The organism is Atrimonas thermophila (genome assembly GCF_045864955.1).
Classification (GTDB): Bacteria; Atribacterota; Atribacteria; order Atribacterales; family Thermatribacteraceae; genus Thermatribacter; species Thermatribacter velox.
In genome coordinates this window covers 303629-326831 of sequence record NZ_AP028803.1, presented here as the reverse complement: position 1 = coordinate 326831, position 23203 = coordinate 303629, and the positions used below count along the sequence as shown (strand labels likewise).

General features: G+C 49.0%; 18 protein-coding genes. 1 reads left to right on the top strand and 17 read right to left on the bottom strand.

Going from position 1 to position 23203, the window contains the following annotated elements:
• Positions 1-4 precede the first annotated feature (4 nt).
• The 17 genes from ACKTT1_RS01790 to ACKTT1_RS01710 form a co-directional block, all read right to left on the bottom strand.
• Entirely contained in the window at positions 5-1108 is a 1104-nt protein-coding gene (locus ACKTT1_RS01790; RefSeq protein ID WP_412709951.1) for a hypothetical protein, read from the bottom strand.
• Between the two features lie 16 nt (positions 1109-1124).
• On the bottom strand, positions 1125-2252 hold the full coding sequence (gene lpxB / locus ACKTT1_RS01785) for a lipid-A-disaccharide synthase (protein WP_412709950.1): 1128 nt from the start codon (positions 2250-2252) through the stop codon (positions 1125-1127).
• Entirely contained in the window at positions 2233-3051 is an 819-nt protein-coding gene (locus ACKTT1_RS01780; protein ID WP_412709949.1) for an LpxI family protein, read from the bottom strand. Before ACKTT1_RS01780 ends, lpxB begins: the two co-directional genes overlap by 20 nt.
• On the bottom strand, positions 3041-3844 hold the full coding sequence (lpxA, locus tag ACKTT1_RS01775; protein ID WP_412709948.1) for an acyl-ACP--UDP-N-acetylglucosamine O-acyltransferase: 804 nt from the start codon (positions 3842-3844) through the stop codon (positions 3041-3043). Before lpxA ends, ACKTT1_RS01780 begins: the two co-directional genes overlap by 11 nt.
• On the bottom strand, positions 3816-4682 hold the full coding sequence (locus tag ACKTT1_RS01770) for a UDP-3-O-acyl-N-acetylglucosamine deacetylase (RefSeq protein WP_412709947.1): 867 nt from the start codon (positions 4680-4682) through the stop codon (positions 3816-3818). The genes lpxA and ACKTT1_RS01770 overlap by 29 nt, the downstream gene beginning before the upstream one ends.
• Positions 4679-5695, bottom strand: a complete 1017-nt coding sequence (gene lpxD / locus ACKTT1_RS01765) for a UDP-3-O-(3-hydroxymyristoyl)glucosamine N-acyltransferase (RefSeq protein ID WP_412709946.1) — start codon at positions 5693-5695, stop codon at positions 4679-4681. Before lpxD ends, ACKTT1_RS01770 begins: the two co-directional genes overlap by 4 nt.
• A 26-nt stretch (positions 5696-5721) precedes the next feature.
• Positions 5722-6249 carry an OmpH family outer membrane protein gene (locus tag ACKTT1_RS01760; protein ID WP_412709945.1) on the bottom strand — a complete coding sequence of 176 codons (528 nt, stop codon included), beginning with the start codon at positions 6247-6249 and terminating at the stop codon, positions 5722-5724.
• 18 nt (positions 6250-6267) lie between these two features.
• Positions 6268-7935: an outer membrane protein assembly factor gene (locus ACKTT1_RS01755; protein WP_412709944.1), complete on the bottom strand. Its 1668-nt coding sequence runs from the start codon at positions 7933-7935 to the stop codon at positions 6268-6270.
• Between the two features lie 22 nt (positions 7936-7957).
• Positions 7958-11635 carry a translocation/assembly module TamB domain-containing protein gene (locus ACKTT1_RS01750; RefSeq protein ID WP_412709943.1) on the bottom strand — a complete coding sequence of 1226 codons (3678 nt, stop codon included), beginning with the start codon at positions 11633-11635 and terminating at the stop codon, positions 7958-7960.
• 5 nt (positions 11636-11640) lie between these two features.
• Positions 11641-13227 (bottom strand): SpoIVB peptidase S55 domain-containing protein, encoded by a 1587-nt coding sequence (locus ACKTT1_RS01745; RefSeq protein WP_412709942.1) that lies wholly within the window; start codon positions 13225-13227, stop codon positions 11641-11643.
• Between the two features lie 5 nt (positions 13228-13232).
• Positions 13233-14249, bottom strand: coding sequence for a rod shape-determining protein (locus tag ACKTT1_RS01740; RefSeq protein WP_412709941.1), 1017 nt, complete (start codon positions 14247-14249; stop codon positions 13233-13235).
• Positions 14239-15525: a UDP-N-acetylglucosamine 1-carboxyvinyltransferase gene (gene murA / locus ACKTT1_RS01735; protein ID WP_412709940.1), complete on the bottom strand. Its 1287-nt coding sequence runs from the start codon at positions 15523-15525 to the stop codon at positions 14239-14241. The genes ACKTT1_RS01740 and murA overlap by 11 nt, the downstream gene beginning before the upstream one ends.
• Before the next feature lie 94 nt (positions 15526-15619).
• On the bottom strand, positions 15620-17731 hold the full coding sequence (locus ACKTT1_RS01730) for a DNA topoisomerase 3 (protein ID WP_412709939.1): 2112 nt from the start codon (positions 17729-17731) through the stop codon (positions 15620-15622).
• Positions 17732-17752: 21 nt separating this feature from the next.
• Positions 17753-18604: an SDH family Clp fold serine proteinase gene (locus ACKTT1_RS01725; protein WP_412709938.1), complete on the bottom strand. Its 852-nt coding sequence runs from the start codon at positions 18602-18604 to the stop codon at positions 17753-17755.
• A 26-nt stretch (positions 18605-18630) separates the two neighbouring features.
• Positions 18631-19215: a FumA C-terminus/TtdB family hydratase beta subunit gene (locus ACKTT1_RS01720; protein WP_369017817.1), complete on the bottom strand. Its 585-nt coding sequence runs from the start codon at positions 19213-19215 to the stop codon at positions 18631-18633.
• Between the two features lie 5 nt (positions 19216-19220).
• A complete protein-coding gene (locus ACKTT1_RS01715) occupies positions 19221-20063 on the bottom strand; it encodes a fumarate hydratase (protein WP_369017818.1) in 843 nt (280 codons plus the stop codon).
• Positions 20060-21397, bottom strand: coding sequence for an NADP-dependent malic enzyme (locus ACKTT1_RS01710; RefSeq protein ID WP_369017819.1), 1338 nt, complete (start codon positions 21395-21397; stop codon positions 20060-20062). Before ACKTT1_RS01710 ends, ACKTT1_RS01715 begins: the two co-directional genes overlap by 4 nt.
• 94 nt (positions 21398-21491) lie before the next feature.
• Between ACKTT1_RS01710 and ACKTT1_RS01705 the strand changes: the two genes are divergently transcribed.
• The gene (locus ACKTT1_RS01705; protein WP_412709937.1) at positions 21492-23183 is read left to right on the top strand and encodes an alpha/beta hydrolase family protein; all 1692 of its coding nucleotides are present in this window, start codon (positions 21492-21494) and stop codon (positions 23181-23183) included.
• Positions 23184-23203: the final 20 nt, after the last annotated feature.

Here is a 23203-nt window from a genome sequence, read left to right as displayed (position 1 = left end):
ATTTTTACTTTTTAAGAAATGCGCAGACTTTTTCAGCCAGCAACTCCGCTGCATTCCGGGTAACCCTCTTCTCTATTGGAGGAAGTCCTAAAATTCCTTTTCTTTCAAGTTCCTCCTTCACCTTTATTACCACTTCCCGGGCAGTGATTCGCCCTCTGCACTCGGGAAAAATCTGGGTATCAAAAACCCGGTTGGGGAGCGAAACCCATTTGATTTTTTGGTTCAGCTTTTCAACCAACCTGGGCTTTATTATTTTACCCCAAAACGGCAAAACATCCAGCAACCCCCAGAGACCTTGAAGGGGAACCTTTTCCATGCCTTTCCAAAGCGGTAGCACCACCACCCCTCTTTTCCCCCGATAAGCTACTTCCAGATTTACTGAGCCGGGAATCATAATTACCAAATCGCTTTCTCCAATTAAAGAGGAAGTATGTCCCCAAACCGACTTGAGTAAGGGAGGAATCTGGGCGGAAAGAGCAGACAAGCTTCCTGGCTTCAGAAACTCTGGAAAACCCAGCACAAAAGAAGCCTGGGGATAGAATTCTCTGTGCAGGAGAGAAGCGACTTCAGCATAAAAAGGCAGAATATAGGGATAAAGAGCTGGGCGGCTTCCGGGAAGAAACAGAAAGCGGGGTTTGCCTGGTTCAAAAAATTCCTGGGTAATTGTAAAGGAAGTCAAACACAAAGACTGCAAAAGGTCGCCAAGCAGAAAGCGTTTGTCAGGGGGATAACGCTCAAAGTCCTTTTCAAAGCGTACCAGAAAAAGGTCCACCTCTTTGACCCCACGGGGAGGAACACCATAAGCCCAGAGCGGATACCCGCTTTTTCGCTTCAGTCGGTAGGCGTAAAAAAGGTCTCCACCCATAAAAAGCACCAGTCCCGAAGTTGGAAAAGTAACCCGTTCCAAAAACAGAAACCTGAAAATATGCCGGGAATCTACAACTTTTTCAACAAGTGGCAGATCTCGGGTGATTTTCTCTTCCCAACCACTCGCAAATTGGCAAGGGGGAATGAACACCCAGACTCGCACTTCCCGGGTCATTGTCTGGAGTGCTTCCAGAAATGGGCGCAGACTGTAGCAGACCTCGCCAGGACCATTGACAGTCACCAGGAGCAGAGATGGTTCACAAATATTTTTTCACCACCTGGGCCACGTTTTCAAAAGGATTACCCCTAAAGAGCTGCTCCCGTAACTTCCCGCTCCAAAAGGCTGCCTGTTCCCTCTGCTTTTCGCTTTCCTTCAGGAACTTTTCTGCTTCCTGAATTAAGCGCTCTGGCCTGAAATCATCCTGAATAAGCTCCGGAAAGATTTCCTCTTGAGCAAGGATGTTAGGAAGTCCCACCCAGCTACTTTTGACCAGGAGTTTCCCCAGCCGGTAGGTCAACCCAGAAACCTTGTAAACGATAATCTGCGGAACACCGAGAAGGGCCATTTCCAGAGTTACCGTGCCAGAACAGGAAATGGAAAAAAGAACTTCCTGGGCAACATGGTAAAGCTCCTGATGCGCAACCAGGGTCACCGGCAAGCTTTGCAATTTTTCATCCACCACACTTTGTATTTCCGAAGAAGCGGTGACCAGCTTCCAAACCAAATAAGGGTATTTTTTGGTAAGGACCTGCAAAGCAGGGAACACTCGCTCGAGATAGGCTTCAACTTCACCTTTCCTGCTTCCCGGAAGTAAAAGCACCGTTTTCCTGTCTTTTTTTTCCTGGCTCTCCTGCTTTTTCTCAAACTGCTCTACAAACCAAGCTACCGGATGTCCCACCCACAAGGTCTTCTGAGGGTCAAAATACGCTTCCTCCCAGGGAAATATGGTGCATATGGAGCTTGCCCAGCGGGAAAGTTTTTTTGCCCTGCCTCGCCCCCACACCCAGACCTGTGGGGGAACAAAATAAACCACCGGCAAACCCTGAACATAACAAAAACGAGCCAATCGTAGGTTAAACCCCGGGTTATCTACCAGAAGCACACAGTGAGGACGTGCAGAAAGAAGATAACGGGTAGTTCTTCCGAAAAGAGACCACCAGCCACGCAGGGAACGCACCGCTTCCCAAACGCCTACCGTGGCCATGCGCTGTGTATCACCGAGTAGCAAGGCACCGGCTGTCTGAAGGGCTTCTCCCCCCAGAGCAACTACTGAAAGCCCGGGGCACATCCTGCGCAGGGATTCGACTACCAAAGATGCATAACGGTCCCCGGAAACTTCTCCGGTAGACACAAAAACGGTTACATTAGAAGGAAAAACTTTCATCTTTTGAAATGCCTACAATACTTACACCCAGCAGGTTGGCGAGGCGAACCACTTCGGGAAAATTGACAATCAGCGTTTTACGAGCTTCAAGGGCAATGACACCACCCTGTTCACCAAGAGCACGGACAGTTTCTTCACCAATCGCTGGCACATCCACAAAGAAATCTTGGCTGCTGCGTGCCATTTTCACGACTACCACTTCACCTTTTCCAAAAGATACACCCCTCCGGATAGTTTCAGTGGTGCCTTCCGCTGCCTCAACAGCAAGCACTGCACCTTCTTTAAGCACCACAGTCTGTCCCACTTCCCAATCAGCAAGAAAAGATGCAATCTTCACACCCTTTTTGATGTCTACCCAATGCTGGGGGGTGGGCTTTTTAACGGTGAGCGGACCCGGTGGCGTCAGGCTGCTGGATAGAAAATCAACCGGCGAGAGCAAATGATGGTTTCTCTCTCTAAAGAAGGTAAATACTGCTTCCAGAATTTGCCGGTCAGCCTTTGCAGTCAAGCGGGACAAGAAAAGTTTCAGGTCATCAGCAATAAACTCTTCGCAAAATAAAAACCCCCGAGGAACTTTGCCGGCAAAACACAAACAATGGAGAGAATTGTCATTCAGATAGTCCAGGATGTTCTGTAGGGAAAAACGCTGGTCTACAAAATCGAGAACCAGCGAAGGCCCATAATGCAAAAAAGAGTAACCGTATACTTTTACCCGGGCAAAGCTTTTTTGAGCTTCCTGATACACCAGCTCAGGAACCAGTCCTTCTCCAGCGATCAAAAGCAGTCCCTCACTCAGCACTTTCTTTCAACCCCCGGTTCTCTCTCCAGCGCAAAACGCCCCTTTTGCTCTCTTCAAAAAAGGCAACGATTTCCCGAGCTACCTCTTGAGAAAATTCTTCTCTCACCATCTCCAGGGCTTTACCAAGCGGGAGTGAAGAGTGATAAAGAATTCGATAAATCCTTTTGATCAATTCTCGCTCTTTGGCAGAGAAGCCTCTGCGGCGCAAGCCTACCACGTTCAGGCCGAATATTTGAGCCGGGTGTCCATCAACGAGCAAAAAGGGCGGAACATCCATGACTACTTTGGAAAGCCCTCCCACCATAGCCAGCCTCCCAATACGCACAAACTGATGCACTCCCACATACCCACTGAGCACTGCCTGAGGACCGACGGTCACATAGCCAGCCAGGGCTGCTCCATTAGCCATGGTTACCTCATCCCCGATTTCGCAATTGTGAGCGATATGGCAGTAAGCCATTATGAAGCAGTTATTGCCCACCCGCGTTGACTTCCCCTCACCGGTGGCCCGGTGTATGGTAACAAACTCCCTCAAAACGGTATTATCACCAATCACTACTTCGCTATCCTCGCCCCGATAAGCAACGTCCTGGGGTGGAGCACCCAGAACCACATGGTGGCCTATGGTGCAGTTTCTTCCAATGCTTACTCTGCCCTCAATAACTGAAAAAGCACCAATCCTGGTCCCCTCGCCAATCCGTGCTCCTCCACCAACAATCGAGTAAGGACCTACTTCCACACCGGCATCCAGAAGAGCTCCCTTTTCAATGCAGGCAGTAGGATGAATATTCACTGTTTGCAGCCATCTCCTCACTAAGCAATTTCGCCATTTCACGATTTAGGCTATGACCCGAACGCACTGCAAAAAAGCAACCCCTAACCCGCACTTTAAGCAGAAATAGGTCACCCAGAAAATCCAGGACCTTATGCAGGGCGGGCTCTGCAGGGGAACGAAGCGGCAGTGAAGGACGACCCTGAGCATCGAAGATTATCGCCCAGTCTTGGGCTCCCTTTCCCAAACCGCTTTCTTTAAGGTAAGGCAACTCAAAATGAAAAGCAAAAGTGCGTGAAGCGGCCAGTTCCAGAAAAGGATCTTCCTCACTGAAGGTCACGAACTGAGCAAAACGAGAATGCTCCACAGCATCCAGAAAATAGAAAACTTGCATTTTTCGAGCAGGAAAAGCCAGAATGTAGTTCTGACCGTTCCCAACCTGCAGAAAACGGCGAATCTCAAAAAACGGAGAGCGAGCGTCCTGAACAATAATACCTGCTCGACCAAACTTTTCAACCCAGATACGAGAGCTGGTATCTCCTGCAGGCAATTCGTTTCCCCAAACCAGAACCTCCAGATTGTCAATACCCATAAGGTAACAGGCGGCCAGGAAATGCTCCACCGTCTTGAGTTCTACACCTTCTCTCATCAGGGAAGTGGAACGGGGAAAAGGAGAAAGCCACTGCAAAGAAGCGGGAATGACAGTTTCCCCACAGGAAGAATAAACTCTGAAAACAATACCCCGGTTCACATCACCAGGAAGCACTTTAACCCTGGCTTTTTTTCCACCGTGCAATCCTCTACCCTGTACTTCGAAAGGTTGAGCAATGGTCCTCTGGAAGTGCCAGGCTTCATTCATTGCTTGCGGAAAACAGCCTTCTCCAGTTTCCTGATGCGCTGGAAAAGCTCGGGCAGTTTTCGTATCAGTGCCTGCTGGCGCATCTCCCGGTGATGCTCCTGAGCAGGAAAACCAGAAACCACCGCGTCAGGACCAACCTCAGACACCACTCCCCCTCTTGCTGCTACCTTGGTAGCTCTGCGCACTCGGGTATGGTCAACCACTCCACTTTGTCCACCCAAAACAGCCAAATCTTCAACCACCGAGCTTCCCGCAATACCAGATTGCGCAGCAATCAACACTTTTTCTCCAATCTGGACATTGTGGGCTATCATGACCAAGTTGTCTATCTTGGTCCCCTGACCAATTCTCGTTTCCCCCAGTGTAGCCCGGTCTACAGTTGAATTAGAGCCAATTTCCACCTCATCTTCAATGACCACCCGGCCCAGATGCGGTATTTTCAGGTGCTTTTCCCCATCCCATTCATAGCCAAACCCATCTCCACCGATAACCACACCGGGATGCAGAATAACCCGGTTGCCAATTTCACAATCTGCTCCGATGACCACACCTGGGTAGATGAGACAATCCGACCCGATACGAACTCGCTCTCCAATGTAAACCTGAGGAAAAATTTTGGTTTGCGCCCCAACCTGAGCCCCCTTCTCAACCACCGCAAAAGGCCCAACCCAGACTCCTTCGCCAAGAGAAGCTTCGGGATGCACAAAAGCACTGGGATGCACGCCTTCTCTTTCTTCTCTCGGAGAAAACAAAGAGGCAATCTTCGCAAAGGCTAAGCGAGGGTGAGTAACCACCAGGAGGTTCCTATCGGGGAACTCAGTAACAAACCTTTCCTCCACAACCAGAACCCGGGAACGGGAAGAACGTACTTCCTCTAAAAATTCTTCACGAAACAGAAAAACCAGCTCCCCCGGTTCTGCTTGAGCGGGAGTGTTAAGACCCGTAATCTCAAAATCGGGGTCACCGACTACGGTGACCCCGCCCAAAAGCGTAGCAACCTCTTTTAACTTCAAGGTATTGCTCGACCTCGATTTCCTCTTTACTTATTTTGTGCAGCCACTATTTTCTCAAGCTCTGCAAGCACCTGTTCCGTAATATCCACGCCTCCATAAAAAACAAGGGGTATATCCAGGAGTTCCTTCTGGCTCACCGGAACTCGCACTTCACTCCGCAAAACCAGAGTAAGCCCCTGTGCTTCAGCAACCTGCTTGATTGCCTGAATAACATCCTGGTAGCGCTGATTGACCAAATCCTGGCGCTCAGCAAGCATTTGATCTCGGACTGGCTTCCACTCAGCGTTCATTTCTTCTTCGAGCTTTTGAACCTCTTCCCGGGTCTTTCCTTTACCCTTTTCATTGAGCTCGGCTTGCCTTTTTTGCATTTCATCGAGCAGCTTCTGCTCCAAATCGGCAATTTTCTGGGTATTGGGATGTGCCGCAAAAACCTTGTTAATATCCACCAAACCGATTTTCACATCAGCTGGCTTGCTGGCAGCCCAGGACACCACAGAAAGACCCAACAGCGAAACAACCGTTACCAGTGCTACAACCACTAAACGTCCACGCATAAATTCTCTCCTCTCTTTTTAGAAAGTATGGCCAATACTGAAATAGGTTTGACCCCCGCGTTCTCCTATACCGTAATCCAGGCGCACCGGACCGATGGGGGTATCAACCCGGATGCCCACTCCGTAACCAGTCTTTATGTCCTCAAAAGAAACTGGCTCTTCATAAGGCCAGGCATAACCCGCGTCGCCAAAAAACACCACCTGGGTGTTTTCAGAAACTGTCCAACGGTACTCAAGGTTAAACACCAGCATCTTTTCCCCTTCAAACTCAAAGAGGTCGTATCCCCGCAGCGTGTTCACTCCACCAACACCAAATTTCTCATAGTCGGGAAGCGGTGTATCAGCAGTGCCACCAAGAAGGCGTAGAGCCAGCACTGTGTCTGGACCAGTATCAATAAAATGGCGTACATCCAGCACGTATTTGGCAAAGGTATTGTCGCCACCGAGCGCCCCACCAGCAAGTTCAGCTTCTAAAGCAGCATACCACCCTTCCTTAGGGTCAAGAACACTGTCCCGGGTGTCATAAATAACCATTGGAGACAGAGAATTGGTCACTCCACCCCGATCGGGAGCCTCTCCTTCCAAAACGGTAATATCTATCCTTTCAGATTTGGCTGTCAGACGCCAGGCCCAGTCTTCGTTGATTTTGCGCCCAAACACCAGCTGCCCACCTATTCTCTCTTCTTCATACTTTCCAATTTCTACACCGCTTTCGTAGTTAGTCCGCTCTTTAACCTGGTCATAAAGGCTCAGAGCAAGCAAGATGGGGTCTCCCAAAAACCAGGGTTCTTCAAAGTACAGTCGGTATAAAGTGCGCGAGCCAAACTCATAACGGAGCTCCACCTTCTGGGCGTTGCCTCCCAGGTTGGCTTCCTGGTACCTGATGTAGCCCAGCCAGCCTTCTTCGCTGTTGTATCCTACGCCCACTCCTGCCAGACCGGTCTTCTTTTCAACCACTCCAATAACCAGCTTGATATGTTCCTGGTCACTACCCGGTTCAAGCTTCATGGAAAGGTCTTCAAAAAATCCCAGGTCATAAATCTTTTGCATATTCTTCTTAATGCGGGCAAAATCAAAAATCACTGGTGGCTCAAAATCCAGTTCTCTTCTTAAAACGTATTCCTTGGTTTTCTCAAGACCTTCGAAAATCACTTCTTCAATAATGCCCTCATGGATGGTGAAATTCAAAATGCCATCCTCAAAGGTAATTCCATCTATATAGGCCACAACAAAACCGCTGTCGCTGTAAAGCGCTTTGATGCGTTCCAGGTCACGCTGGAAGATTTTCCAGTTCATCACTTGACCCGGGGAAACAATCATGACCTTCCTGATTTCTTCAGTACTTAAGGCTGTGTTACCAGAAATAGCAATTTCCTGGACTACCGGGAATTCTTCAACCTTGTAGATAACCTCTACCCCATCTGGATACTTCTTGGTATCCACCCACGCCTTGGAAAAGTAACCCAGGTCATAAATCGCTTTAAGGTCATTTTTAATTTTTTCAGGGTTAAAGGGTTCCTTCAAAGAAAGGGAAACCGCCGACAGAATAAGCTGTTCATTGATATGCTGATTTCCTTCCACCCGTATTGCGACCACCGGGGGAAAACTTTCCTGAGCAAAAACTGGAAAAACCCAGACCAACATCAAAAAGAAAATCAGAATCCCCATCCATTTTGCTTTTGACACTTTTCAACCCCCCGTTTATCATTTAAAACCTGGTCGTAAATTCCAGTTCCCAGCTCAAACCTTTCTCCTTATCAACTTCCGTTTTGAAGGACCAGTTTTCATTCACGTTCAAATCAAAATAAACGGCCGAGTGCTCTCCTCCGCTTAAGTCTTGAGTATACCCTATTACTAAATCATTTCCAAGTCTCTTTTCAAGAGTTAATTCATAAAACCAGGAACCATTAGAGAAAACAGGGTTAATTTCCAGATCCAAAAAACCAGAGAGACCATTCAGAAAATCTCCCTTACCCCCGCTAAGAAAGGAAAAAAGCTCCCAGAAGAGTGGACCAACATTGATATCGGAAAGAGAAGCGTAGGCATTTCGGTCACCGGTAAAAAGCAGAGAAAGAATCTCTTCTCGACTGAGAGTTGGTTCTGAAGCCAGCTTCAACTGGTAGGTGCTCAAGGGCCCCTGGGCGGTAAGTCTTATTTTATAACCGTCCACCTCGCAGGAACCATAAAGGTCCAGCTGGGGTTCCAGACCAAAAAGTTCTCCAAAGTAGACTTTGCCGGAAAGTGGTATTTTACGCATAACCAGATTATAAAGCCCGTCCACAACCTGCAAGGTACCACTCAGGTTACTTTCACCGTTTCCTGCTCGCAAAAGCAGGCTTCCCGCAAGAGCAATCTCCATGAAGCGGGTCTTCACCACAAAGGGCTTGCTGGAGGTTTTTAGTTCAAGCTCGATACTCACCGGCAGGTCAAGAAGTGACCGTTCAATACTTGCTAAGGAAAAGCCCGTGTCTTCTGAAGCAAATCGATTTGGATAGGTATGATCCCATCTTCCATCCTCAACCAGCAAAGAACCCTGCAAGAGAGGTTGTTTCCAGCTTCCGGAAAGTTTAGCCTCGCCAAGAAGCTGGCCACTGAGCGCTTCTCCAAGGCCCAGCTGGGAGCAGTCTCCACGGAAAGAGAATGCCACCTCCAGCCCTTCCCTGGTCAAATCACCTGAAAGCACTCCGCTGATACCAGATAGTACAGCTTCTCCCCTGGTAATATGCAGTTTCTCCTGAGTGATTTGCCCTTCTAAAGAAGTGAGCGCAAGGACTTCCCGTCCGGCTTGTGAAACTTTTGCTTCCCGCAAAAAGACGTCTCCTTCAACCTGGGGTTGCTCAAGTTTCCCCCAGAACCTGATTCTACCTTCACCACAAAGCTGCAACAAAAAGTCCTGCCAGGGAATCTCCAGGAAGGGATCCACGGTGAGCAAACAGTTAACGTCAACCAGATTCTCCTCAAGATCCAACATGCCGTCAAGGCCTATTTTCAGGTTCCCCGAGGTATCCTTTAAAGAAAGGTCTTCAATCACCAGTTTCTTCCCATCAAACCTGCCTTGCAAACTCCCTGAAAGGAGAGGCAAATTGGGATAGGAAAGAGCAATCTCCTCAACGTGAAGCATCCAGCTTTTTGAGTTATTATCCAACTCGAGAAAGAGATTTCCGCTGGATTCAATCTGATACCGCTCCAGCAACGCAATGCCCAAACTCCGCAAGTCCAAACCTACCACACGCACAAAGCCCTTATTCCAGTTTTCCGGACTCAGATAAGAGGTGAGGGGCAAATTCTCCCCTTTCCCCGGCAACGTCAGGTTGCCCTCAAAAAGCACTTCAAAGCTTTTGCCCAGCTGCCTACCCCGCAAAAGGAGGTTACTGCCTTTACCCTGAAGGGCAAAAGCAACCCTTTCCCAAGGACCCTTAATTGAAAGGCTGCCTTCTTCCAGCTTTCCCTGTAAGGCAAATTGATTTTCGGGAAGCGTGATGTCAGCAATTTTCCCTTCCAGAGAAACTTCTTGAGCAGGAATCACCCATCCAGAAAGTTCCAATTTTCCCAGCTCGGCAATCCTGGTCTCCAGCATTTGCACCGCTATCTTTTCGTCCTCAAGGAAACCCTCAAAAGCCAGGTCTTTACCCTCAAAACCAGCCCAACGCCACAACGGAGCATGCAACGCGACTCGGAAAGCTTGCTCTCTTTGGCCTTTCTCGAGCTCCAAATCGCCGCTGACCTGAAAAGCCAACTGGTAACCATCTTGGTCTGTCTCAAAAAGAAAATCTTGCAATCTCAGGGCAACCTCCAATTGCTCCCCTTTCCTGGTAAGAAAAGCCTGTGCCTCGCCCTTTTTCCCCCTGAGGTTCAGCCGGGCTTCCAGGTCGTTTACGCTCTTGAAAAGCAGCTGGCCTTCAGAAACCTCAGCAAGGTACGAAGAACCCCAGAATATTTCTCCTCCTTGAAGGAGAAACGTAAAGCGCAATTCATCTCTCTTCCCTTTTATATCGATTTTCCCATCCAGAGTTCCACCAAGTGGCAAATTTCCAAAGGAAGCGACCAGGCTCTGCAGGGAAACCTGACTGAACGCTCCCTTCCCATCAAAGGAACCCTGCCGCCAGGTGCCTTCAAGCTGGATGGTACCCCCAAACAGAACCCCCTCTCCAGACACAGAAACTGTCCCATCTGCAGCAATTTGAAGTTCTAGGCGTGGTTTTTCAAGTTGCCACTCCCTAAAGTTTAACGCGTCCGAAGCAAAGAACAGGTGTCCGTTTTCAAGGCCTTCTTTTCCAAAACGCAAAGTACCACGCAGAGTACCCTTTCCTTTTAGTTGATCCCAGAAGGGGTTATTGTCAAGCAAACAGGAAGCACTGGAAAGTTCCAGCATCAGCCCACCGTCTTCAAAACCCAGATACCCTTCTCCAGCCACTCCCATACCCTGAAGAAGAGACCCAGGTTTAACCTGAAAATAGAGTTTCTGGTCACCCCCACTCTGTAGCTCACCCTGAAGCAAGGTAGAACTCGCTTCCTCTTCTAAACGCCATAAGGCCCGCAGCGACTCCTCATTGAAAAAGGCCTGCACATCCAGCTCGAAAATTTTCTCACCCAGTCCCTGGATTTTACCTTCGACCAGACTTAATTTTTTAGAAAAATCTACATTTCCCTGACCCTGAAAAGAAAACGCACCTTCTGCGCTTTTTAAGGAAATGGCATCCAGGAAAAGCACACTCTTTTCGCCATCCCAGGTCACCACTGACTCCAGAGAAACCTCAAGAGGGCTTTCCAGATGACCCCACAGCATGCCATCGTTCAAAGAGTAACTCAGCTCACCCCGCCAGGAATCCCCCTGTAAGGGAAAAGCAAAGGCAACAGCTACCGTACGGTCGAAATTGAAATGGCCGGAAATTTTGGCCTCACCCTTGAAGGCCGAAAACCTGAACCCCTCAGCATCACGGGCAAAAACAGCGTTTTCAAGCGAAAAGCGCCGTTTACCCTCCAGAATCAGCTCCTCTACCCGGAACGAGAAAGAGGGCAACTTTTGGAAATCAAAGCCTGCGAAGGCTTGTAAAAAGCTCAGATCAATAACCTGTAAGCGAACCTGATTTGAGGAAACCAGAAAAACCGGCCCCTTTCCCAAACCCAGCCAGGAAAGGAAGCGAACACGGAAAAACGCCCTGGGAAAATATAAAGCAAAACCCTTCCCAGTAATCCGAAGATTTTCAAACGCCAGACTTCCAGGACCAGCAAGGCGCACTTTTTCAAAATCAAAATGCACGTCTGGCAAACTCGCAGTCCAGCTCAAAAAAGCATCCTGAAGCCCATGCTGTAGCGGTACGTAAACCGCACCAACCGCTGCAACCAGCCCCAGAGCAACCAGTATCCAAAGAAGCGACTTTCCCAAAACCTTTACCTCCCTATGAGAACCTCCTGAGAAAGACTCCCCTCCACAAGCAGGGGCACTGGAACCTCAATGAGGTAAGACCCGGCACTCTCATTTTCCAGGCTCCGCAGCTCAATTTTAAAGCCGTTGCGCTTTTCAGAAGCAGTAATTTTTTCCAGATACTCTTTTATATTCATAGGAGTTCCCGTATCTTCAAGGCGTGATTCCGATTCGCTCCCCTTACCCCAGATAACAATTTCTGCTCGTCCAGAAGGGAAATTATCCGGAACCGGGAGGCGAAAAGGGAAAGTAATGGTTTCTCGCCGATAGGGAAACACCGTTACCTCACCTTCGATAAACTTCCCCTGCTCAGCACTGGCGGGACAACTGAGGCTACCCAACTTGCCCCACCCAAAGTACGGGAAATGCTCAAATTCCAGGGAGATTCTCTGAGGACGGAATTCAAAGAAGGGGTTTTGGGAAAGACCTCTCAAAAAACGGTCCAGGCCATTCGCCCCTTCAGCAGCTACGTCAGTTTTGCTGGTCCAGAAAAAACGGTCTTCGAAAGAGAAGTCCTGAGCATGGAGCTTGATGGAAACCACAATGGTTCCACTACACTGGCAATCCAGCACCCGATCCAGGACATCCAGAAAGAGCGAGGGCAAAACGTCAGCCAGGACTCGTTCATCCTGCACCACTTTAAAGTTAAAGCTCTGCAAGGAGCCATTTCGGTCTCTGGCCACAATTTGTAAATCGCAGGAATCCGGGAGAACCCCTATCCTACCCGCAATGCCTGATTGGCGGTCTTCTTCCACAATACCCACTACCTCTATAGGGGTACCCACTTTAAACGGAAAATCCTTACCGCTCACACTGAAGTTCACATACACCGAAGACAGAAAGTAGGCTACCTTGCCATAATGCAAAAAGGGATGGCCCAGAGCCAGAAATTTGTCACCATCCAGGTAAGTAAGTGTTCCAATGCTCAAAATGTCAGCATCGCCACTGAGAAGCTGTACCCCAATAGCACTGCCTGGAACGAGTTCCGGAACGGTAGAAGTCATACCCGAAGACCTTCCTCTAAAGAGTTGCGGGAAAGCAAGCGCCACACGCACCGGGGCATGCTGTTCCAGAAAGCTTGCCGCGCGCTGGCCAAGACCCATAGCGAGCATCAGGGAACGCTGTTCCTTTTTGCGGGTCCCAGGGCTCCCCCAGAGGGAGAGCATAGCCTCAATGGGAGTAACCACACCGATTAGATTGTCCCTGCTCTCGTAGCCGTATGCAAGAGCACCAGCAATGCGGTCTTTCAAAAAAATCGGGCTACCACTCATTCCCGCTGATATGCCTCCCAGCTCTTTAACCCGGTCATCGGTGATGCGAATTACAAAGTAGGCATCTTCAATGCTTTTCCCAGATACAACATCAATCACTTCCAGGTCGAAGGTTTCCACCCTGGTTCCATAGAAAACGGTCTTGCCATACCCACGCATACCAATTTTTACTTCAGAAAGGGGCAAATAACCAGGTTCTTCTGCCTCTACTAAGGGAAGCAACCAGAAAAAAATAGCCAAAAAAAGGAGAAAAAGAAAAATCCCCACCCTTTTTGAAGGCATCAAAATTAGCGATTCCTCCCCTTGGTGAACAAGAAGCCTTCTCGCAACTCCTTCAGGTGATCCAGAACTTTACCAGCCCCCAACGCCACACAGGAAATGGGGTCTTCAGCTACATAGGCCACCGTACCTGTGGACCTGCTGATTAAAACATCAATACCATGTAAAAGCGCACCGCCCCCAGTGAGACAAATACCCTTTTCACCAATATCAGCTGCAAGTTCGGGAGGAGTATGTTCAAGCACCATGCGCACCGCTTCCAGAATCGAAGAAAGGGGTTCGGTTAAGCACTTGTGTATTTCAGAAGCCGTAATCGTAATCTCTTTGGGAAGGCCAGAAACTAAGTCTCTCCCTTTTACTTGAATTGATTTATCCTGGTCGGGGGGTACCGCATAGCCAACCTCTATTTTAATTTGTTCCGCAGTTCTTTCTCCAATCATGATATTGAATTTCTTGCGGAGATGACGGACGATGGCCTCATCCATTTTATCTCCAGCCACCCTTATAGAACGACTCACCACAATACCCCCCAGGGAAAGCACGGCAACATCGGTGGTACCTCCACCGATGTCTATAACCATGTTGCCAGAAGGCCCAGTAATATCAAGTCCTGCCCCAATTGCCGCTGCCATAGGTTCTTCCACCAGATACGCCCTGCGAGCTCCAGAATGGTACGCAGCATCGAGTACAGCCCTTTTTTCGACTTCGGTACACCCTGAAGGAACGCAAATCACGATATCGGGCTTAAAGATGCTCCTTCCGCAAACTTTCTGGATGAAATAAGAAAGCATTTTTCTGGTTATCTCGTAGTTATCGATAACACCATCTTTCAGGGGACGATGGGCAACGATGTACTCGGGTGTTTTTCCAATCATCTCTCGTGCTTCTCTACCAATAGCCAGAACCTTACCAGTGTTTTTGGCAACTGCAACCACTGAAGGCTCGTTCAAAACAATTCCTTTGCCTTGAACATAAACCAGCGTAGTCGCTGTACCCAGGTCGATTCCCAATCGCTTATTCCACATCCGCATTCCCCCTGTCCACATCTTTAACCCGTTTTATGCAAGCGCCCAGAGCATTCAACTTCTCTTCAATAGCTTCATAACCCCTATCAATATGAAATAAACCACTGATTTCAGTTTCGCCCTGCGCAGCCAGACCAGCCAGAATAAGAGCTGCCCCCGCCCGTAGATCCGAAGCTGCTACCTGTGCCGCATTTAAAGTTTCCACTCCCCGCACAATAACGCTTCTTCCCTCCACCTGGATGTTAGCCCCCATCCTTTCCAGCTCTCCCACATGGGCAAAGCGACTCTCAAAAATGGTCTCGGTAATCACACTCACTCCCTCAGCAATGCAAAGCAAAGCAGTGAACTGAGCCTGCATATCGGTGGGAAAACCGGGATGGGGCATGGTCTTTATATTTATTGCCCGAGGGCGTTCCCGCATGGTAACCAGAAGCGTCCTTTCGCCAGTTTTCTCCACTCGAGCGCCCGTTTCCTCGAGCTTGGTAACGATTGGAAAGACGTGACCCAAGTCCACACCCTCGATTTCCACCTCACCCTGAGTGATTGCTGCAGCAACGCAAAAAGTCCCTGCTTCTATCCGGTCATTCATAATTTCATACTCCACACCCCGGAGGTTCTTTTTGCCTTTCACCAATACCACATCAGTACCCACACCCTGAATTTCTGCACCCATCAGGGTTAAAAAACGAGCTAAATCGACAACTTCTGGTTCCTTGGCAGCATTGATGATCAGTGTTTCTCCGGGTATCGACGCTGCCAGCATCATAAGATTCTCGGTAGCTCCCACACTGGGAAAGTCAAGATAAATTTCTCCCCCGTGCAGAAGTCCAGCTTTAGCTTCCACGTACCCAGCGCTCTGAATCACTTCTACACCGAGATGTGCAAATCCCTTCAAGTGAAGATCGATGGGCCGTGAGCCGATAGCACACCCCCCTGGCAAAGGGACTTTAGCTCTTCCCAAGCGAGAAAGGAGGGGTCCAGTGATGAGAAAGGAAGCTCGCATCTTCCTAATCAGTTCGTAGGAAGGCTCACAGTTTTGGAGCGAAGCTGGCCCCACGCGGTAGGTATGTCGGTCAATTTTTTCCACCTGGGCCCCCACGTTCTCAAGGACCGAAAGCATAGTACGCACATCGAGAAGGTCAGGAACATTGCGCAGCAAAGAAGGAGAAGTACCCAGCAAAGAAGCAGCCAAAATAGGAAGCGCTGCGTTTTTAGAGCCTCCAATGCGCACTTTACCCTGAAGAGAAACTGGCCCACGGACGATTAGCTTTTCCAAAATGTTCCTGCTCCTTGTTTTTCTTGCTAAGAACCATTATAAAACAAAAATCCCAATTCGGGTAACCAGCTCCAAAGCAATTGCTAATTGCGATTTACTCTTCTTTGGTGGAAGATTTGCGAGAAGTCGGGAACTCAAAAGAAATCTTCCCCTCGCTATCCAGAACTAAGACAGCAGAGAACTTCTTTTTGCTTTTCCGGGAGCGGAAGCCGTACAGCTTTTCAGTTTTACCCTCTTCAAGCAGTTTTCGTACCTGAGCCCGGGTTAACTTTTTGCCCAGAATGGTCTTCCAGACGACAAACTGACAACCTTCCTTCCAGCGAGAACAGGTAAAAGCCTTCTGGTTTTCGTAAACCGGCGCTCCACAGAGTGGACAGGAACCAATCGGAACATGGATTCTCTCCAGCTCTCCCTGGTACTCTTTATTGCGCAACTTTTCCACGATTTCCACCGTGAGCTGCTTAATTTCTTCCATAAAAACATCTCGGCTGTAATCGCCTTTTTCCATTAACCGCAGCTTGCGTTCCCATTCGCCGGTAAGCTGAGGAGAAGCCAGCTCTTCTATGGGTATGGCTTCCACGATGTTGATTAATTCCATACCCTTGGGAGTAGGAATCAGGGTCTTCCCTTCTCGTTCCACGTACCCGACTTCAATCAGGCGTTCAATGATGCTCGCCCTGGTCGCCGGCGTACCAATGCCGTTTTCCTTCAAAACCTCACGCAACTCCTCGTCCTCAACAAATTTACCCGCATTTTCCATGGCAGCAAGAAGGGTGGCTTCCGTGTAGCGAGGTGGTGCTTTGGTCTCCTTTGCCTCAAACCAGGTTTCAACTACAGAGACTACTTCTCCTTCCTCCAAGCGAGGCAGAAAATCCTGGGGTTCACTCTCTTTCTCACCGTATACCTTTCTCCAGCCCGGCTCCACCAGGACTTTGGACTTGCTAACAAAAAGGTCCTCTCCTACCCGGGTGTGTATCTTGCGGTGCGCCCACTTTGCATCTGGATAAAAAACACTGATAAATCTTTTGACAATCAAGTCCATTATCTTCTGTGCATCAGAGCTCAACGTATCCCAGCAAATGGGCTCTCCAGTAGGGATAATGGCATGGTGGTCTGTTACCTTACTTTTATCAAAAACACGCTTATTGCTGAGCACACTCCGGGGTAACCCACCCGCAACCAGTTCTCGATACCCACAATCACCCAGCATGGACCAGGATTTTTCAACCACCACCATCAGGTCTTCAGAAAGGAAACGAGAATCAGTGCGAGGATAAGTAATGAGCTTGTAGGACTCATAAAGCTTTTGCGCTGCGTCAAGAGTGCGCTGGGCCGAAAAACCGAGCAGTTTATTGGCATCTCGCTGAAGAGCAGTCAAATCGTAAAGCAAAGGAGGCGCTTCGCTGGATTGGCGCTCTTCAAACTCTACAACTGCACCCTTTCCACCTCTAACCCGCTCGACTATGGCCTGTGCTTCCTCCTGGGAATAAACCCGGTCCTCCCCGTTACTCCATTTTCCAAGATACGCCCCCGCCGGAGAAGCAAAACGTGCGAATACTTCCCAATAAGGTGTGGGCACAAACTCCTGAATTTCCCGCTCCCTGTGCACCAGTATGGCGAGAGTTGGAGTCTGCACCCGCCCCACTGACAAAAGAGTGCGATAACGAGCTGTGAAAGCTCGGGTACCATTGATGCCCACCAGCCAGTCACCTTCAGAGCGACATTTGGCTGCCGCAGCCAGGTTGGCAAACTCTTCCCCAGCTCGAAGATTACGAAAGGCTTCCCGGATTGCTTCCCGGGTCATTGATGAAAGCCAGAGCCGGAACACTGGCTTTTTGCATTTTACAAACTCGTAAATATACCTGAAAATTAGTTCGCCTTCTCTTCCAGCATCGCAGGCGTTGATGAGCGCCTCCACATCCTGGCGCTTGATAAGTTTTTGAATTACTCTCAGTCGGTCTCGATTGCCTTCCAACACCTTAAGCTTGAACTCTTCAGGAATAACCGGTAAAAGCACCAATCGCCAGACCTTGAGTTTTTTATCGTAATCTTCAGGCTCCGCAAGGCCTACCAGATGCCCCAGTGCCCAGGTAATGACGTAGGTTTCATTTTCCAGATACTCTTTATGGTTAGTAAACTTTCCCAGAGCCGAAGCAATGTCTCTGGCTACGCTTGGTTTTTCGGTAATAATCAGCTTTTTTGCCACTGCAATCCACCTTTCCAGATTTTAACTGTCTCCACGACCCCTCCCGGGCTGGCGATACGGCCGGTAGGGCAAAGGAACATATTCAACAGAAGGCCGCTGTTGGGGAGGCTGAGGATAGAGTTCCATCAACTCGTAAATATCCTCGGGAAGCTCATCTTTAACCGGAAGGCCCATTTCCTTGGCCATTTCCACAGTTATCGGAAAGTCATGAGTCCAACGACCCTCAGAAAGGGTCCTGGCAAGCTCACGAGCCCTTTCCTCCGGCATTTTATCCTTGATGAGATTAAACACCACGTTGTAAACCTGGTCAATTGCCTTCCTGGCCACATCACCCAGAATTAAGGTCTGGTCGTCACGGTTGGGGTTGGGCTCTTCGAGAGCTTTTAATATGGATGCTGCCGGATACTGCCCGTGCACAGTACCGATTTGAGGGTCTACGGGACCCAGCACTGCATTGGGATCCATAATGATTTCATCAGCAGCCAATGCAATAAGCGTTCCTCCTGACATAGCGTAGTGGGGAACAAAAACGGTGACCTTAGCGGGGTGCCGCTTAATAGCCCAGGCAATTTGCTCAGCAGCCAGGACCAAACCACCCGGGGTATGCAAGATAAGATCGATAGGCATATCCTGCGGGGTAAGGTGTATAGCCCGCAATATTTTTTCCGAATCCTCAATGTTAATGTAACGAGCGACAGGTAGCCCCAAGAAGCTCACCGATTCCTGGCGATGAATCATAGCAATGACTCGAGAACGCCTCTTGCGTTCTAAGTTGCGAATGGCGGCCAACCGCTGTTGTTCTATCATCTTGCGCTGCAGAGCTGGAAAATAAACACTGAAAAGAATCAAAAGAAAAATGATATCCCAGAACACAATATGCACCTCCCTAAAAGACTCAATTAGTAGAGGGTAATCCCCCGATTACGAATTTTGCCCTCTTCAAAGAGGTCTCCCCCGAAGCTATCATAAGCAACAATCAGGGGGAAATCACGCACAAAAAGCCGCAGGAGAGCCTGTGCCCCCAGGTCTTCATAAGCCAGAACGTCCCTGCGCAACACAAACTGGGCAAGGTATGCTCCAGCACCACCACAGGCAATGAAGTACACTGCAAGGTGTTTTTCCAGAAGTTTTTTCACCTCTTCGCTGCGAGCTCCTTTACCAATGGTTGCCCTAACCCCCAGCTTTAACAATTCCTCAACTGTGGCATCCATTCGGGAACTGGTGGTCGGCCCAACTGAGCCAATCACCTTCCCCGGCGGAGTGGGAGTTGGACCCGCGTAGTAAATGGTTGCACCTTTTACTTCAAAAGGTAGTTCTTTGCCCTTTTTGAGGTCTTCCAGCATACGGCGGTGTGTAGCGTCCCGAGCCACGTAAATGTCGCCACTCAAATACACTATGTCACCTACTCGCAAATTTCGAGTATCATCAACTGAAAGGGGTGTTTTCAAAACAAATTCCCGATTTTTTTCTGCTTGCTCTTCCATACCTTTCACCACCTGAGCGTCTTCTGGCGGAAAACATGGCAACTCGCTACCAAACCCACCGGAAAGCTGGCTATATGACACGGATAAACCTCTATCCTAACCTCAAGACAGGTATTCTTACCACCTACTCCCTGAGGACCAATGCCCAGGAGATTTATCTTTTCCTTCATACGTTCCTCAACCTGTGCATAGCGAGGGTCCGGGTTTTTTGACCCCAGAGGCCTACTCAAAGCCCGAGAAGCAAGATACATAGCATATGCAGCATTACCACCTACTCCAATACCCACCACAAGCGGTGGGCAAGCCTGAGCCGCTTTGCGGTCCAGCTCGCGCAAAACGAAACGCTCCAGGTCTTCTACAGAGCTTCCCGGATTTAAAACACCCAGGGAACTAATGTTATCACAGCCTCCACCCTTCACCAGCAAGTTTATTTCCAGTTCTTCTTCCCCTTCAAAATCAAAGAAATAAACCGGAGGCGTATTATCACGGGTGTTGACTCCGAAAAAAGGGTCAGCAATGATTGATTTCCGAAAATACGCCTTTTGATATGCGCGACGTATCCCTTCGGCAATGGCCTCTTTAAGACTGCCCCCTTCAATCTTCACTGCCTGGCCTATTTTCACCTCTACCTGGACCATTCCAGTATCCTGACACAGGGGAAGCCTATTCTCTTCTGCTACCACATAGTTTTCGAGAATCTGAGAAACCATTTCCTGGGCCACTTTCTCCCCCTCGTTGGTAAGCACCTGGAGCATTTTTTGACGCAAGACTTCCGAAGCAACTATGTTTATCTCTATAAGAGCCTGCTCCACTCGCTCAGCTATTTCCTCGAAAGTAATCTTTTTCACGTTCCACCACCTTCCGGGCTAATCACAAAACCCTCCTTTTGCATCAAAGCAGTAATTTCCCTGGCTCTTTGAATAAGAAAACGCGATTCTCTCTCTATTTCTTCCAGAGAAACATCCCTTTGCGCTATTCCCTCTTCCAGAGCAACCCGGGCCACCGCTTTAGCCTCTTCCACATACACTTCCCACTCTTCCATACTGGGAATGATGTAATCCTCGTTTAACCCCTTCCGACGGGCAAATTCATAAAGCGACTTTGCCGCCGCAAGGCACATGGAATCGGTGATGGTGCGAGCCTGAACGCTCAACACTCCCCGAAAAACACCAGGAAAACCCAGGGAGTTGTTGACCTGGTTCGGGAAATCAGAACGACCAGTTGCCACAATCCTGGCACCAGCCTCTTTGGCTTCCCAAGGCCAGATCTCTGGTACTGGATTAGCACAGGCAAAAACGATTGCCTCGCTGTTCATCTGGGCCACCCATTCCGGCTTAATGACCCCAGGACCAGGCGTAGAAAGAGCAATCAAAACATCCCTACCCCTTATCGCTTCTTCCTTGCCACCTACCAGATTTTCCCCATTGGTCACCTGGCAAAGTTCCCACTTCCAAGGATGGCTCTCCTCCAGGTCTTTTCTTCCCCTGTGCAGGGTCCCCTTACTATCACAAAGCACCAGGTTTTCAGGAGGTACGCCGACTGCAATCAGGAGGTGAGCAATTCTCAGGTTAGAAGCCCCAGCACCTATCAAAGCAACTTTAACCTGGTCCGGAGCTTTGCCAACTACATCCAGCGCACCCAGAAAAGCTGCAATGGTGACCAGAGCCGTTCCCTGCTGGTCATCATGCCACACCGGGATATCAAGGGTTTTTCGAAGCGTTTCCAGGACCGCAAAACACTGGGGTTGGGCTATATCTTCAAGGTTAATGCCCCCAAAGGTGGGAGAAATAGCTTGAACCAGCGCAATGAGCTCTTCAGGGTTCCGGGTGCGGACACAAATCGGCCATGCGTCCACTCCCCCAAGATACCTGAAAAGGAGTGCCTTCCCCTCCATAACCGGGAGAGCCGCTTCCGGGCCGATGTCACCAAGCCCCAGAACCCTGCTCCCATCAGAAACCACCGCTACTGTGTTCCAGCGGTTTGTGTACTGAAAAGAAAGTTCTCTATCCTCTGCAATCGCCCGGCTTACTGCAGCAACTCCTGGAGTATACCACAGCGCAAAGTCCTGGTAATCGCGTACCGGGCATTTGAGCAGTGTCTCTATCTTCCCGCGGTAAAAACGATGCAATGCCCTTGATTTGTCAAAAAGTTCCTGAGTTTTCAGATTTCCTTCCTTTACCATTTCCAACCCTCTTTCCTTTTGCATTAAAAACACAACAGGAATATACTCTATAAAAGCCCCAAAAAGCAACCAGGAAGAAAGGAGCAAAGCCAAAATGAAATTTCTCTGGATGGGAGCGATGGTATTTTGCTTCACCTTCTTTGCATTGTCAAGCACCTTTGCTCAGGAAAAACCGGTCGAGTTTCATTATGCAATACTGCTCAAAGGAGAGAAAATCGGCAAAATCCTGCTTCGTGTTTTACCTGATCCCAAAAGTCAAGAGGAAATATATCTTCACCAGGTACAAACACTTGAGAAAATGCCCGGTATGCCTGCGGGAACCAGGATAGAAGAAGCAACCCTGTTCAATGCAAAGCAGAAAAAACCTTTGCGCTATGTGGTTGAACAGACCTTTGCCCAGCAGAAAAGCACCAGTCTGTTCGAATTTCAGTACCAGAAAGGCCAGATTAACCTGGTGCAAAAAATTGGCGATACTGTCACCCAGCAGTCAATACCCCTTCAGGGAGGTGTACTGGATCCCCTTTCGCTTCTTTTCCTCCTGCCACAGGAAAACTGGGAAACAGAACCCACCCATTCCTATAATCTCCTAAACTCCGGGAAAATAGTTGCCAGACTCCTTCAAAAAGATGTAGCGGTTCCTACTTCCTTGGACACTTTTCAATGTTATCAGGTAGAACTGGGCAAGGAAGGTCTATCACAAATTATATACCTTAACGAACAGGAAAAACTCATAGTCCGCATGGAATCCGCTTCGTTGGCAGGTCCTGTGGTAACTTTGCTTGAAGAGATAAGCCCCCTTTCTGTATTTCAGGTTCCCGAACTCATTACCATTCAGCCCTCACTACCAGCACAACCTCGGTCTTTATCCGAAACAAGCGAATTTACAGAAAAAGAGGTAGTCTTCCCCAGTCAGGACATAATGCTGAGCGGAACCCTAACCTTCCCCCGTGGAAAACCACCCTTTCCTGCCGTACTCCTCATTGCTGGTTCGGGACCGGTGGACCGCAACGAAAATGTCCCTCAGGGAATAACGCTCAACACCTTTTCCGAGCTGGCTCAGCGGCTGGCAGAATGTGGTTTTGCAGTGTTGCGCTATGATAAAAGAGGAGTGGGCAAAAGTGGAGGAGATTTTGCATCCAGCGGCCTCTATGACCTGGTAGAAGATGCCCGGAGTGCCCTGGAGTTCCTTACAGCGCAGCCTGAAATAGACCCTCAAAAAGTAGCGCTTCTGGGTCACAGTGAAGGTGGAACCATTGCTTGCATGGTTGCCGCTCAAAGCCCCATTGCATCCGCGCTGGTACTTATGGCAACTCCAGCACGTTCACTGGTTGAGCTGGTAAAAGAACAAATAACCTATTTATACCTGATTTCGGGAGTAAAGGATTCCCGGGTCATTCAGGAAGCCATAGCTCAGCAGGAAAAAATCTTTGAGGCCCTGGCCCAGGGCAAAAAGGACGTGGAAGGTGTTCCCATACCGCTTTGGAAATGGTGGAAGGACTATCTCCACTTCAATCCTCAGGAGTGGTTCCAGAAAATCCGGATTCCTACCCTGATTCTACAGGGAGAAAAAGATTACCAGGTAAAAACCGAGGATGCCCTGAAAATTGCTGAAATACTAAAGCAAAACGGTGTAGCTTACGAGTTGGTGATTTTCCCCAACCTGGACCACCTCTTCAGGCCGGTAAAAGGAGAGTTTTCCTCTCCTGAAGAATATCTGGACACATCGAGAGCGATACCTCAGGAAGTGTTTCAAAAGATTTGTACTTTCTTAAAGGATGCCTTGTAGAAAAAAAGAGAATTAAAAAG

Bases quoted from the DNA above. Each gene is read 5' to 3' on its own strand.
- ACKTT1_RS01705 (WP_412709937.1), top strand. From the start codon at position 21,492: ATGAAATTTCTCTGGATGGGAGCGATGGTATTTTGCTTCACCTTCTTT.
- ACKTT1_RS01710 (WP_369017819.1), bottom strand. From the start codon at position 21,397: ATGGTAAAGGAAGGAAATCTGAAAACTCAGGAACTTTTTGACAAATCA.
- ACKTT1_RS01745 (WP_412709942.1), bottom strand. From the start codon at position 13,227: ATGCCTTCAAAAAGGGTGGGGATTTTTCTTTTTCTCCTTTTTTTGGCT.
- ACKTT1_RS01720 (WP_369017817.1), bottom strand. From the start codon at position 19,215: ATGGAAGAGCAAGCAGAAAAAAATCGGGAATTTGTTTTGAAAACACCC.
- lpxB (WP_412709950.1), bottom strand. From the start codon at position 2,252: ATGAAAGTTTTTCCTTCTAATGTAACCGTTTTTGTGTCTACCGGAGAA.
- ACKTT1_RS01770 (WP_412709947.1), bottom strand. From the start codon at position 4,682: ATGAATGAAGCCTGGCACTTCCAGAGGACCATTGCTCAACCTTTCGAA.
- ACKTT1_RS01760 (WP_412709945.1), bottom strand. From the start codon at position 6,249: ATGCGTGGACGTTTAGTGGTTGTAGCACTGGTAACGGTTGTTTCGCTG.
- ACKTT1_RS01740 (WP_412709941.1), bottom strand. From the start codon at position 14,249: ATGTGGAATAAGCGATTGGGAATCGACCTGGGTACAGCGACTACGCTG.